Genomic DNA, 14225 nt, shown 5'->3' on the forward strand with positions numbered 1-14225 from the left:
CCAGCCAGGGTACACAACCAGGGCACAGTCATATCGGGACAGGGAAAGCTACCGCCACAGGCAACGATTTACAAATTACAACTGCGACGCCGTAGCGTCAGGTGTTGGCGTCAGTGCGTGGCAGACGCCATATCAGCGATCTTCGCATCCCGATCGCTCAGCACGCGCATGATCTGCGCCATGGTATGGGGGCAGCACGAAAGAAGCTGCTGAAAGAAGGAGCGCTTGATCCGCAGGGTCTCGATCGGAGTCTTGGCCCGCACGGAATACTGGCGTGGACGCTCCGACAGGATTGCGCCCTCACCCACAACGTCCTGCGTGCTCTTTTCCTCAAAGGTCACCAGGCCGTCATCCGTCTCCGTCATCATCTCGACGACGCCGGACAAGATAACGTAAGCGTAATCGGAATTGTCGCCCTGACGGTACATGAACTGGCCCGGCCCAAAGCTCACCCGATCCGACGCGAAAGCAAGAAGCTTCAGTTTCGAGCCTTTCACGCCAGAGAATAGTTGCACCCGGCTCAGCAGATTCACTTCGTCAGTCAAGAGCATTGCAGCCTATCGCCCCCACGAAACTTCATCTTCAACAGACACGTCTTACGCGTCAATTGTAAACAGAAGCTAACAATTACCCCTAATCAAGTCACGTTCTTTTCATCCGAGACGATCATACGCTCGTCAAATACGATAGTGCGCTGGAAATACTTGGCAAATGCCTGCGAGATAAGCACCCAGACAACGGCCGGTTCGTCGCCCTGTTCATGCAAAAACGCCAATGAGTCGCGCACGACCTCGTGCTGCTGCTGGGAATCGAGGGCCGACAAAGCCCTGTTGAAGACGTAGAAGTCGGATTTTCGGATCAGCGCGCGGGCGAAGTTCAGCTTTTGCCGCTGCACCACGGACAGCCGCCGCCCTGCAGCACCGAGGTTATAGTCCAGCCCGACTTTGAACACCCGTTTGAAGAGGTCAGGCTGCTGCTGCATCATCTCGTTGATGACCTCGCGCACCTGACGTTCGGCGTCGTTCACGCGGCTGTTGATCTTGCCCAAGACGATATTGTCGATCATCGAGCCCGACGCGAGATAGCTTTCAGGATCGTAGCGTTCAAAATAGGCGCGAAGATGGGGCGGAATCCCCTTATGGAAAAGCTCGCGCACTTCAATAATCCGGCGCATCAGCGGCTCTTGCAGAATACCGAAACGGTGATGCGGCTCGACGTACTGAAAGCTCAGGCGAATGAAGGCAATGCGATCAGGAAGCGCAATTTTATCATAGGCCTGCCCCCTGAGGCGCGACAGCAGCGTCTTGAATTTCGGGATCTCGTCGGCCTCCATGAAGCTGAGGCGTTCAAAGAACGGATGATCCGGCGGCAGATCCTCAAACAGATCCAGCGTGGTTTCCGCGATCGAGAACCCCATCTCGAACAGCAGCTTCCCGATGCCGGTGTCGCGGATCGTATTGTAGAGATAGGCCCGCCCCTCGTCCGCTTTCGCCTGATCCTTGACGTCGAGCAACACGCCGAACAGCAGGTTGTCGACGACGCTGGCTTCCATGTTGTAGCTGCCCGCCTCGAACGGCAGGATCAGATGGCTCAGGCCGCGTTGTTCCAGCTCGGCCCGCAGCGCCATGCGCATCGCCATAAGCCGATCCGCCAGACCAGGTTGCTGCGTGACGTCAAAGCTCGAATTCAAAGCAAATTCAAAGACCTGTTCGGACAGACGCACAACGTCAAGGACCTTCATCATGGCCCCGTCAAGACCATCGGGGCCCGTCGCCGCATTGGTCAGAGTCAGATCGATCCAGTCACTGTTGACGTTCAGCGCGCTGTTGCCCGACTTTTCCGCCTCGATCAGCCAGCGGCTCTTGCTGCCGGACATCTCCAGAGGTTTGGCAGCGGTTTCCATCGGATGATGCTTGAGACCGTAGAGCAGGTTTTCCCGCAGGCTGCCAAAGAAGAAGAAGGCATCCGACGCCGCATAGGAGATGCGCCGCCCGGTCACCGACTCCGGCAGGCTCTGCAGATCGTGATCGCCCACGGTGACCTTGCCGCTGGCCGGGCGCACGATCCCGCCCAGCACTTCGGCCACGCTTTCGGCGCCACTGTTGGCATTGCCGATGATCGCCACGGTTTCCCCCGGCACCAGACGGAACGAGACATGGTCCAATGCCTTTCCGCCCGCGTCATCTTCGACCACGAGGTTCTGGATGGTCATGGGCAGGTTGAGGCGCTCGATCGTAGGTGCTTCGTCGCCCTGCTGTTCGGGGCTCATCAGGTCGCCCTTGTCGAATTGATCGACGACCTGCTCGTACTTCACCTGCACGTCCTGACGGCTCAGATCCCAGTCGATCAGCTCTTTCAGCGGGCCCGGCAGCTCCTTGTAGGCATTGATCACCGCGATCAGCTGGCCAACATCGAGCCGGCCCTCGATCGTCAGATAGCCACCGATCATGTAGAACAGGAAGGGCGTCAGCTGCGCCAGAAAGTTGTTGAGAAACTTGACGATGAACTTGCGCTGATAAATCTCGTAGCGGATTCCGAAGATCGCCCCCAGCCGGTTGGAGATATCCGCCCGCTCAAAGTTCGAGGTATCATTGGTGTGGATGGTGCTGATGCCGTCCGCGATTTCCGCAACCCGCCCGGACAGCTGGCGCGCCGTCAGCTGACGCTCGCGCCCCAGAACGATAAGACGCCGCCGCAGCTTTGGGATGATCGCCAGCTGGATGGCGGCCATGAACAGCGCGATCACCCCAAGCCAGAAATGCTGCACGAAGATGAAGATCATCGCGGTCAGCGCCTGCCCGCCCAGCATGGCCGGCTGAACAAAGGCATCGCCTGTGAACCCGCCAAGCGGCTCCACCTCGTCCTTGACCATGCTGGAGATTTCGCCAGCCTTGATGTGCTTGAAATGCTGCGGCTGAAACCGCAGGATCCTGTCCACCAGCTCGAAGCGGATGCGCCGCAACAGACGCTCGCCCAGTAAGCCCTTGAACGTGTTGATATAATACTTGAACAGCCCGTTGATGACGACCAGACAGAGAAATGTCAGGCTCAGCCCGATCAGCATCGAAATCCGGTCCAGCTCCATGCCGCCCACAAGATCGATCCGCCCGAAGAACGGCAGGCTGAAACTGGCAGGCATAAACGGCTGTGTCGCGCCCGGCGTCTCGAAGCCGACGCCCTGGATCGGGCCGTTGACGATGTTCTTCGGCAGATCCAGCGCCAGATAATAGGGCAGCATCGACAGGATGACGACGCAGACGATCCAGATCTGCTGACGCTTGGTATGCAACCAGATGTAGCGGGAGAAATTCGGTTCCATGGCGCTCTGCTTTCCCTACCGGGCAATTCTGACGTTTGGCTGCGGCGAGCAGCCTCAGGTGGCCGCGGAGGTTGCTCTGCTCTCTGCCAGCAGAGCGCGCAGAATTTCGGCCGTTCGCGCGGCACCCCCTGTGGAAAGCTGCGGCGCCTCTGTGACAGGGGGCAACGCCAGACTTTGGCGGATCGCCTGCGCCATCCCGGGGCCAGTCAGATCGGCATCCGACAGCACATTCGCACGCCCGAGTTTCTGCAAGCGTTCCGCGCGGTCCGACTGCTCGGTCTCGCCGCCGATGGAAAACGGGATCAGCAGCGCACGGCACCCGGCCTGCAAAATGTCACCCACGGTATTATAGCCCGCCTGCGACACCGAAAGCGTCGCATTGACCAGCAGGTTGGGAAAGTCGGTGCGGAACCGCACAAGACTGACATGCGCCGGAGCCTGCGCTGAAAAGCGGTCAAAATCGGCTTGTGGCAGGTTCGGCCCTGTGATCACACACCAGCTGGCAACGTCAGGCAACAGAAGCGCGGCCTCCAGCGCGGCCCCCACAAGTTCAGCGCCCACGGCACCGCCCCCCGCCGAGACGACCACCTCGAACCGATCACTGGCCGGTTCCGGTGGCGTGCCACAAACCAGACCGGTGTAGTGGATGCGGTCCTCGATTTCGGAGGCGAGAGGGAATGTCTCCTCCAGCGCGGCAAAATCCCGATCGCCATGCACCAGAACACCATCGAAATGCTGCCGGATCAGCGCCACGGTTTCCTCGTCCCGCTTGGGTTTGCTGCGCCGCTGCAGGATATCGCGCAGCGAGGTCAGCAGCAGCGGGCGCGGTGTCGTCGTCCCGATCGCGTCGATCAGAGCCAGAAGCTCGACCCGGACCTGACGGCGACCGAAGGGAAAGGCCTCGATCAGCACGACATCAGGGCGCGCGACCTGATAGGCGGCCAGCAGTTGCGCCTGACGGCCTGCGCGAAAGGCGTCGTCCACCGGCTGCCCCTCCGCATCGACCAGACCCGAGAAATCGCCATCCGCGACCGCAACGGCGGGCAGCGCAACGTGCTCAATCCCCGGCCCCGGAAACCCCGCCACCGGCAGCCCGCCGGTGACAAGCGTCACGACAAAACCATCCGCCACCAGCGCATTGGCGATCCGGCTGGCACGGGCCAGATGACCGATGCCCAGCAAATGCTGGACATAAAAAAACACGCGGGGCTTGGGCGCAGTCATGCAATCACGGTCCACTCTTGCTCGAACAGATCGACGAGTTGCGCTACGCTAGCATGATAATCAAGCGTTTTACGCACCTTTTGCTGTGCGACTTTGCCGAGCTCGTTGCGCATTGCAGGATCGCAAATTGCATGAGCAAGCGCCTGCGACAGCGCGACAGAATCTTCAGGCGGCACCAGCAGGCCATTTTCGCCATCCCGGAACAGCTCCGGAATGCCGGAAATCGCGGTGGAGACGCAGGTCAGACCCTGGCTCGCGGCCTCGACCAGCACGTTGGGCAGCCCGTCGCGATCCCCGTCCGCCGTGATGCGGCAGGCCAGCGCGAACAGATCCGACTGATCATAGAGCGCCAGAACCTCGCTCTGATCCAGCGCGCCGCGCCACTCGATCCGCTCGCTCAGCCCAAGCCGGTCCGCCTGCGCGCGCAGCTCGGTCGTGTCGCCGCCGCCGACATGGACAAACCGCCAGTGCAGGTCTTTTGGCAGCTGCGCCAGTGCGTCGAGCAGGACGTCATAGCCCTTTTTCGGCACCACACGCCCGACGCTCAGCAGCTGCACGGGGTCCTCCGGCTGGCTGCCATCGCGCAGCGGGCGGGCCCGCTCATGCGGCGGAAAGCGTTCAAGGTTCAGGCCGTGATAGCTGAGGTGGACCCGCGACGCCGCCGCCGAGCCGGCCAGCTGCTGCAGGTGCGTGTGGCCGCTCTCCGTACAGGTCACCGTCCAGCGTGCCGAGCGCAGCTTTTGCGCAAGCTCCCAGTCCGGCGAGGTCCAGATATCCTTGGCATGGGCCGAAACCGTCCAGGGCAGCCCGACGATCCGCGCGGCATATTCCGCAACGGATGCAGGCGTATGGATGAAATGGGCATGCAGCCAGCCCGCGCCCTCAGGCCACTCATGCGCCAGCACCAGCGCCTGCCCCAGACGCCGCACCCGGTTGCGGGTCCGATCGCGGCGCAGGTCGGCCAGAAAATCACGCCACAGCCCGCGCAGCCCAGGACGCCGCAGCCCGGACCAGAGCGCGCGCAGAACGCGGCCCGGCTCCTGATGCAGGTATTCGGGCAGATAGTGGACGGGAGCGGTGATCTCGGCATGCACCGCGTGCCGCTTGCGATCTGTCGGATGACGCAGGGCGACGATCTCAAGATCGAGGCCCGCCAACTCCAGCCCGCGGATCTCCTGCGCGATGAAGGTCTCGGACAGCCGAGGGTAGCCTTTGACGACGATCACCACCTTGCGCCGGGCGGCAAGGGTCATGGAAGAACCTTGCGCAGATCGGCACCGGGGCTTTTCACGCTCAGGCAATCGCCCACCACTTCGGCGATATTGGTCAGCCCGTCCAGCATCAGCCCCGATCCCGCCTGCGAGGGCAGGCTCCGATGTGGCAGTGCTTTCAGCGCCGCAGCCATCTGCACGGGGTCGCGCGATTGCTCGGGCATCAGCATGTCGATCATGCCAAGCTCGGCGGCGCGGCGGGCGCGCAGCAACTGCTCCTCACGCGGGGTGGTGCGCGGGATGATCAGCGCCGGTTTATCGAACGACAGGATCTCGCAATAGGTGTTGTAGCCCCCCATCGCCACCACGGCCCGGGAGCTGGCGATCAGCTCCTCCATCCGGGTGTCGAACTCGATCACCTCCATCGACGGAATGCTCTGGCCCTTGCGCAGGAATTCGGCCCGCTGGTCGCCCGGCATATAGGGCCCCAGAACCACCAGCGCCTTATGGGTCAGCTCCGGGTCGGCGAGGTAGGCGTTCATCACGTCATTGACCAGATCCGCGCCATCGCCGCCGCCACCCGTGGTGACGAGGATGTAGTCGCCCTTGGGCCGGTGGGTCGACAGCGCCTCATGCAGGGCGCGCCGTTTCAGGAACCCCATGAAATGCATCCGCACCCGCACACTGTCGGGCACCTCCATGCCGGTCAGCGGATCATAGAAGTCCGGCGGGCCATAAACCCAGATGTCGTCATAGATCCGGTCGATCTTGGCCATGACATCGTTGCGCTTCCATTCGGCCTCCAGCAGATGCGGCGCATCCATGACCTCGCGCAGGCCCAGCACCAGACGGGTGCCGCGCCCCTTGAGGTAGGCCAGCGTCTCCTCGATCTCGCCGCGCAGGCCCATCGGCTCCTTGTCGACGATGAAGATGTCGGGCTGAAACGTCTCGGCCGTGTGGCGGATGATGGATTTGCGCATCTCGATGGTGTCGCGCAGATCGATGTGCTGTTCGAGCGAGCTGTATTCGCCATTGCGCAGCTTGATCACGCTGGGGATTTTCACGAAATCCACCCGTGAGCGATAATCGAAGGCCCCGGCGATCTGGGCGCCTGAAATGATCAGAACGCTCAGCCCGCGATAGGTTTCGACCAGCGCGTGGGCAATGGTACGGCAGCGGCGCAGATGCCCCAGGCCGAAGGTGTCATGGCTATACATCAGAATGCGTTTGCCGTCGAAGCGTGTCGTCATTCGATGTCTTTCACTCTGCGGCACAGGCCGCAGGCCTCGCGGAAGGTCGGGATCACAGGTGTCCCCTCCGGTTTATTTATAAGGATCGGCGGCATCGCGTAGACCGTCGCCAAGGAAATTAAAAGCTAAAATGACCATAATCACTGGTACGACCGGCACCATCAGCCATGGGTATAGTGCGATAATGTTGACGCTGCGCGCCTCGGTCAGCAAAATTCCCCAACTTGTGATCGGCGGTCGCAACCCGATGCCCAGAAAGCTGAGCGCGGTTTCGCCAAGGATCATGCCGGGGATGGTCAGGGTCGCGCTGGCAATCAGATGCGACATGAAGCCCGGGATCAGGTGCCGCCGGATGATCCGACCACTGCCCGCCCCCATCAGCTGCGCCGCCAGCACGTAATCCTCCTCGCGCAGCCCCAGGAGTTTTGAGCGCACCGCCCGCGCCAGCCCGGTCCAGTCCAGCATGCCGAGGATCACGGTGATGCCGATGAACACCAGGATCGGGCTCCACGTCACCGGAATGATCGCCGCCAGCGCCATCCACAGCGGGATGCTCGGGATCGATTGCAGCACTTCGATCACCCGCTGCACCAGCAGGTCGAAGACGCCGCCGTGATAGCCCGCCAACCCACCGATGATGATGCCGAGCGCAAAGCTCATCGTGACGCCAAGGATCCCGATGGTCAGGGAAATCCGCGCACCGTAGATCATCCGCGACAACACATCGCGGCCCAGCCTGTCGGTGCCCAGCAGGAACAGCTCTCCGCCCTCGGCAGGGCATACGAGGTGCAGATCAGCGGGGACGAGGTTCCAGAACTCATAGGGATCGCCGCGGCAGAAGAACCGCAACGTCTGCACATCGCTGGTGTCGTCGCTGTAGATGCGCCGCAGGTTGTCCATGTCGAGCGTCATTTCACGCCCATAGGTATAGGGCCAGACCAGCTTGCCGTCGTGGATCACATGCACCGCTTGCGGCGGCGCATAGATAAAGTCCGTGTTGCGCCGGCTCAGGCTGTAGGGCGCCAGAAACTCGCAGATCAGGATTGAGGTATAGATCAGGCACAGGAAGACCCCGGACCAGAGCGCCAGACGATGCCGCTTGAACCGCCACCACATGATCTGGCCCGGCGTCGCCTGCGCGGCAGTGTCGGTCGCAGCCACCTGATCGGCCGCATAGGGGTCGAAGGGCGCGGTCGAGACGTAGTGCTCAAGCTCCGGGCCGTCGCTGTCGCGGGGATCATTCGGAGAGGTCATTTGCTGCTCCCTGCGCCCAGTCGGATCCTTGGATCCAGCAATGCCAGCGCGATATCCGACACCAGAACCCCGATCACCGTCAGAACCGCGAGGAACATCAGGAACGACCCGGCCAGATACATATCCTGACTTTGCAACGCCTTGATCAGCATCGGCCCGGTGGTTTCAAGGGACAGCACGATCGCCGTCACCTCCGCCCCCGAAATGATCGCCGGCAGGATAGAGCCAATGTCGGAGATGAAAAAGTTCAGTGCCATGCGCAGCGGATATTTCAGCAGGATGCGCAGCGGATGCAGCCCCTTGGCACGGGCGGTGACGACATATTGCTTTTGCAGCTCGTCCAGCAGGTTGGCACGCAGACGCCGCACCATGCCAGCCGTGCCCGCCGTGCCGATGATCAGCACCGGAATCCACATGTGCTCCGCGATGGAGGCCGCCTTGGCCCAGCTCATCGGCTGGTCCAGAAACTCGCGCGCCATCATGCCGCCGATCGAGGTGCCGAACCAGATGTTGGCAAAGTACATCATGATCAGCGCCAGCATGAAGTTCGGAATCGCGATGCCGATCAGCCCCAGAAACGTCAGCCCGTAGTCGCCCCAGCTGTATTGATGCGTGGCGGAATAGATGCCGATGGGAAAGGCCAGCAGCCAGGTGAAGATGATCGTCACCGTCGACAGCAGGATCGTCAGCCACAGCCTGTCCCCCACCACTTCGCTCACCGGCAGGCGATACTCGAAGGAATAACCGAAATCCCCGACGAAGAAGCCCCCGACCCAATGCACATAGCGAATGATCATCGGCTGATCGAAGCCATAGCGGGCCTTGAGGATCTCGATCTCGGCCAGATCCGCCTGTTCGCCCATGGCGCGCAACTCCGAGACATAGCTCTCGAAGTAATCCCCCGGCGGCAGTTCGATGATGGTGAACACCAGCGCCGAGATCAGGAACAGCGTCGGGATCATCGCGAGGATTCGCCACAGGATATAGCGCAGCATGCTCAGCCCTCCCCCTCGTACCAGAATGTGTCGGGCATATAGGCCCCGAGGTAGCTGGTCGGCTCAAACCCGAACAGGGCGTCTTCGGGGATATTGCGCAGCCGGCTGGCCTTCACCAAAGGCTGCTTCGTGCCATTGATCGTGCCGATGCTAAACACCTGATCGGCATGGATTTCCAGCATCTTGGTCCAGATCGCAAGCCGCTGGTCACTATGGGTGGTCTGGCGCCACTTTTTCAGCAGCCCCAGCAGCTCCTGTGCCGCTGGCAGATCCGGTGCGGTGCCGCCGTTTTCGGCGGACATGTGGTGCAGACCCCAAAGCGGCCATTGCAACTGCGCGTCCGAGGTCGGGGCCAGCTCGTTCGGCGACATCTCGGATGTGGCGACACCATTGTCGAGGCCTTGGGCCACCGACATCATGATCTCGCCGCCGAGGGCACGGCTGCGGAAGATGTCGCGCTGCGAGGTCCGGATATAGAGCGGCAGACCCACCTCACGGAAGTGGTCGGTGATCAGCTCCAGCACATCCGTCTCCAGCGTGCTTTCCCCGGCGGTTTCCACCATGATGCCCGCCGTGCGCCCATCCGGCAGCAGCCGCGTGCCGTAGCGGTCGCGCTTGGCCAGCCCGACCTCGTCCAGCAGGGCATTGGCCTGATCGGGGTCGTGATAGGACCAGGCCGTCGCATATTCCGGTTTGAACAGCGGGCTTTCCGGCAGGATCGTATTGGCACTTTCACGCGCCAGACCGTAAAAGATCACCTTGTTGATCTCGGCCCGGTCGATCGCCAGTGACAGCGCCCGGCGCATCCGCACATCCTGAAACAGCCCCCGCCAGACCGGATCCGAGCAGTTCAGGTTCGGCATCAGAGCGACGCTGGACCCCTGCGTCCGGGTCCAGAGCGACACCTTCTGCGGATAGATCTTCTGGGCATGCCGCAGCAGCGTGTAGTCGGGAAAGCTGATCCCGAGGCTTTGAAGATCGCTCTCGCCCGTGGCGGTTTTCGCCGTGATGATCTCGGTCGAGGCGACGTTCAGCACCCAGTGGTTGATATAGGGCAGCTGCACCCCCGCCGTATCGACCCGGTGGAAATAGGCATTGCGTTCAAAGACGAATTGCTCGGCAGGCGGAGCGGTGCGCGGACGCCAGGCCTCAAGCGTTGGCAGATCGGGGTTTTCCGGTCGGTTCTGCCGCGACACCTTGGTGTGCAGCGATTGCCAGTCATCGACGCGGTATTTGACGATCAGATCGCCGAGCTTTTCCGGCGTCTGATAGCGCGCATGGAAACGGCGCAGATAGGCCCCGGGCAGCGCCAGAACCAGCGGCACCGGCGACGCCAGTTGCGGCAGGAAGGCGGGCGCCGGGCTCGACCACGAATAGCGCACCGTCAGCGCGTCCAGCACCTCAAACTTCGCCACCTCGCCATCCACCTTCAGATCGGCGGGCGGGCCACCGCGCAGCAGATCGCGGTTCTGGATCACGTCCTCCCAGCAATAGCGGAAATCCTCGGACGTGAACGGGCTGCCATCAGACCAGCGATGCCCCTCGCGCAGATGGAAGGTAAAGATCCGGTCATCCTCGACATCATAGCTTGCCAGAATATCGGGTTGCAGCTGTAACTTGGTGTCATAGCCGACCAGCCGGGAATAGCTGTTGATCGGCATCATGCGCACATCGCGCTGTCCCCCGATCAGCGTGCGCAGCCTGCCGCCCTTCTTGCCCAGCTGCCGCCCCATCGCCTCCAGATCAACGACGCGCGGGTTCTTGGGCAGCCGCCGCTCGGCAGACCAGCGTTCATACTCCAGCTCGGCCGGGTCGGTGATCCGCGTCTCGTATTCAAAGGCCCCGGAGGCGCGCGGCACCGCAGTCAGCGTCGCCGCCCCGCCCAGAAGCGACAGCATATGGCGGCGGTTGATCATGGCCGTACCTCGCTGAGGGTCGCAGATGTCCGGGCCAGCACGAAATGCCCGCCGCCCAGATCGAAAGGCGCCATCCCCGGCCCCCCCGCCTCTTCGCGGAACGCCGGTGCCCAGCCCGCGCTGGAGGCCACGCTGCTCTCGCCCGCACTCTCAAAGTTCAGCGGCCGGTCGAGGTCGGGATAGGGCACCGCCTCAAGCAGCGACCGGGTATAGGGATGCGCGGGGGCGCGCATGATCACTTCGCGCGGGGCAAGCTCGACAATCCGGCCCGCCCACATCACCGCAACACGGTCCGCCATATAATCCACCACCGCGAGGTTGTGCGAAATGAACAGGTAGGTCAGACCGAGGTCCTTCTGCAAATCCTTGAGAAGGTTAAGGATTTGCGCCTGCACTGAAACATCCAGCGCCGAGACAGGCTCATCACAGACGATCAGGCTGGGGGCCAGCGCCAGCGCCCGCGCAATGCCGATCCGCTGGCGTTGCCCACCGGAAAAGCTGTGCGGATAGCGCCGCGCGGCGGATGGATCGAGGCCGATGACCTTGAGCAGCGCCGCCACCGCCTCCTTGCGGGCCGCGCGGTTGCCGCGTTTGTGGATATCGAAAGGCTCGCTGAGGATGCTGCCGACGGACATGCGCGGCGACAGCGACGACACCGGGTCCTGAAACACCATCTGGATGCGGGTGCGCAGGGCCTGCAGATCGTCTCCGCTGGCCTCAAGCACGTCGATCGGGCCATGCCCGTCGTTGAAGGTGATCGAGCCGGTGTCGGGCGTGACCGCGCGCATCAGGATCTTGCTGACCGTGGTCTTGCCGCAGCCGCTTTCCCCCACCAGCCCGAGGCATTCACCGCGCCGGATGTCAAAACTGACGCCATCGACAGCGGGGGCCTGCGGCGCGGCGCGGCCCACCTTCCAGTCCTGATTGCGTGTCTTGAAGGTCTTGCTGAGGTTGCGCACCGACAGCAGCACCTCCGGTTGATCGGCGGCGGGGGCCACCGGCGCCGCCATGTTACCCAGCAGCGTCTGGTGATCGACGACGATCTCGCGCAGCGGCTTCAGACGCTCGCCCGGAGGCATGTCGAAATGTGGCACAGCGGCCATCAGGCCCTTGAGGTAGGGATGCTGCGGGTCGCGGAAAATCGGGCCAACCGGGCCCGCCTCCATGATCTCACCCTGATAGATCACCACCACCTCATCCGCGATATTGGCCACGACCCCCAGATCATGGGTGATCAGCAGAATGGCCATATCCATCTTTTCCTGCAGATCGCGCAGCAGCTTCAGGATCTGCGCCTGAATGGTCACATCCAGTGCCGTCGTCGGCTCATCCGCGATCAGCAGCGCCGGGCGGCAGATCAGCGCCATCGCGATCATCGCCCGTTGACGCATGCCACCAGACAGCTCGAACGGATACATGTCAAAGACGCGGGCCGGGTTGTTGAACCCGACAAGGCTCAGCATATCCTCGCATTGCTCGCGCCGCTCGGCCTTGCTGAGGGTCGTATGCACCCGCAAAGCCTCGCTGATCTGGTTGCCCACCGTATGCAGCAGCGAGAAAGACGTCATCGGCTCCTGAAAGATCATCCCGATACGGCTGCCACGGATCGCGCGCAACCGTCGCCCGTCGCGGGGCAGTTTCAGCAGATCTACCGGAGCGGCGGCCGTGGGATCGTTGAACAGCACCTGCCCCGAGACTTCAGTGATCGCCGGTTGCAGCCCCATGATCGTCTGACTGATCACCGACTTGCCTGACCCGGACTCGCCCACAAGGGCCGTCACCTTGCCCGGCAACACCCGGAGGCTGGCGTTTTTGACGGCATGCAGCTTTCCCTGCATCAGCGGAAAAGCGATGCTCAGGTCATTGATACGCAGCAGATCTGCCCCGTTGGTCATGTGCCTCAGGCCCCTTTCATCAGATGCGGACCCTACGTCAGTCATTCGGGCTCATGTCAACCTATCGCGCGACGCTAAAGCAGGGGTAAAATGCTGTCCATATTGAACGGCCTAATTCCAGTGACCGCCATACCAACTAAGGTTGACTTGCGCTTTCTGAGCCATTGCCTCAGGTTGGCGCCAGAAAAAAGTGACCTCCGTGGAAAATGATGTCTGACAAACAGCGGCTGAACCAGATCCTGGAAACAGCGGCCGCGCGGCGCATCGCGGGGGACCATGCCGGGGCGGCGCAGATTCTGGCGGGCGTGGCAGATGACCCCGGCGTCAGCGCCCTTGGGCCGCTGACCTCGCTGGGACTGCCCCGGCGTCTGCAGGCGGCCCTGCTCAAGCTCGCCAAGGCTGAGGGCGACGCGCTGCGGCGCAGTGGCTACCAGTTCCACCTCGTGCCGCCGCCCGACCAGCTGGCGCACTTTGCGCAGGTCACGCTGGAGGAGCGCCGCGCCCTCAACGCCGCCAACCGCCAGCCGGTGCCACATCTGCTGCACCAGATCTGGATCGGCGACCTGCCCCTGCCCCCCTCCTGCGCCGCTTGGGCCGATCACGCCCGCGCGCAGGGCTACGAATACAGACTGTGGCGCGAGGCGGATCTGGCGCAACTCGACCTGCCCGACAGCTTTGCCCGGATGCTGGAGCGCGGCGACTATCCCGGCGCGGTGGATGTCGCCCGCTATGCGATCCTGGCGCGACAGGGCGGGCTCTACCTTGATTGCGACTGGTATCCGGCGCGCGATGACATCGGCTTTCACGACCTGCTGCCCATGATGGGCCTGACGGCATTGGGCGAGGATATCCCCCGTAACACCGGCATCGGCGGCCTGCTGCTGGCCAATTCGCTGATCGCGGTGCCCGCCGCACATCCCGCCCTGCTCCGCCTGAACAGCGTGCTGGGCGAGGTGATGTCCGCCATCCCCGGCGCCCCTGCGTGGTGGTCGACAGGCCCGCTGATCTTCACGCTGATCGCGCGCGCCGGTGCCGTGTCTCTGGCCGGGTCCGGCATGGTGGTCGGCAGCCTGCCGCAGGGCGCGCCTTTCTCGGACGTGCAGGCGCTGCGCGATGCGCCCGGCGGCACCGGCCTGCTGATCGCCTGGAAATCGTGGTAGG

At 62.7% G+C, this 14225-nt stretch carries 10 protein-coding genes; 1 reads left to right on the forward strand and 9 read right to left on the reverse strand.

Annotated features, from left to right (window positions below):
• Positions 1–110: 110 nt before the first annotated feature.
• From F3W81_RS11650 to F3W81_RS11690, 9 genes are all read right to left on the reverse strand, one after another.
• Positions 111–551 (reverse strand): cyclic nucleotide-binding domain-containing protein, encoded by a 441-nt coding sequence (locus F3W81_RS11650; protein ID WP_193079331.1) that lies wholly within the window; start codon positions 549–551, stop codon positions 111–113.
• 86 nt (positions 552–637) lie between these two features.
• On the reverse strand, positions 638–3319 hold the full coding sequence (locus F3W81_RS11655; protein ID WP_193079332.1) for an ABC transporter transmembrane domain-containing protein: 2682 nt from the start codon (positions 3317–3319) through the stop codon (positions 638–640).
• A gap of 54 nt (positions 3320–3373) precedes the next feature.
• Positions 3374–4543 (reverse strand): glycosyltransferase family protein, encoded by a 1170-nt coding sequence (locus tag F3W81_RS11660; protein WP_193079333.1) that lies wholly within the window; start codon positions 4541–4543, stop codon positions 3374–3376.
• The gene (locus tag F3W81_RS11665) at positions 4540–5796 is read right to left on the reverse strand and encodes a glycosyltransferase family 4 protein (RefSeq protein ID WP_193079334.1); all 1257 of its coding nucleotides are present in this window, start codon (positions 5794–5796) and stop codon (positions 4540–4542) included. The genes F3W81_RS11660 and F3W81_RS11665 overlap by 4 nt, the downstream gene beginning before the upstream one ends.
• Entirely contained in the window at positions 5793–7004 is a 1212-nt protein-coding gene (locus F3W81_RS11670; protein WP_193079335.1) for a glycosyltransferase family protein, read from the reverse strand. Before F3W81_RS11670 ends, F3W81_RS11665 begins: the two co-directional genes overlap by 4 nt.
• Before the next feature lie 72 nt (positions 7005–7076).
• A complete protein-coding gene (locus F3W81_RS11675) occupies positions 7077–8258 on the reverse strand; it encodes an ABC transporter permease (RefSeq protein ID WP_193079336.1) in 1182 nt (393 codons plus the stop codon).
• A complete protein-coding gene (locus F3W81_RS11680; RefSeq protein WP_193079337.1) occupies positions 8255–9253 on the reverse strand; it encodes an ABC transporter permease in 999 nt (332 codons plus the stop codon). Before F3W81_RS11680 ends, F3W81_RS11675 begins: the two co-directional genes overlap by 4 nt.
• 2 nt (positions 9254–9255) lie before the next feature.
• Positions 9256–11169, reverse strand: coding sequence for an ABC transporter substrate-binding protein (locus F3W81_RS11685; protein ID WP_193079338.1), 1914 nt, complete (start codon positions 11167–11169; stop codon positions 9256–9258).
• Positions 11166–13064: an ABC transporter ATP-binding protein gene (locus F3W81_RS11690; protein WP_193079339.1), complete on the reverse strand. Its 1899-nt coding sequence runs from the start codon at positions 13062–13064 to the stop codon at positions 11166–11168. The genes F3W81_RS11685 and F3W81_RS11690 overlap by 4 nt, the downstream gene beginning before the upstream one ends.
• Positions 13065–13273: 209 nt before the next feature.
• Between F3W81_RS11690 and F3W81_RS11695 the strand changes: the two genes are divergently transcribed.
• Positions 13274–14224, forward strand: a complete 951-nt coding sequence (locus F3W81_RS11695) for a glycosyltransferase family 32 protein (protein WP_193079340.1) — start codon at positions 13274–13276, stop codon at positions 14222–14224.
• The last annotated feature ends 1 nt before the right edge of the window (position 14225 follow it).

Origin of the sequence: Pseudooceanicola spongiae, assembly GCF_014899185.1 — a bacterium.
In the GTDB taxonomy this organism is placed as follows: Bacteria; Pseudomonadota; Alphaproteobacteria; order Rhodobacterales; family Rhodobacteraceae; genus Pseudooceanicola; species Pseudooceanicola spongiae.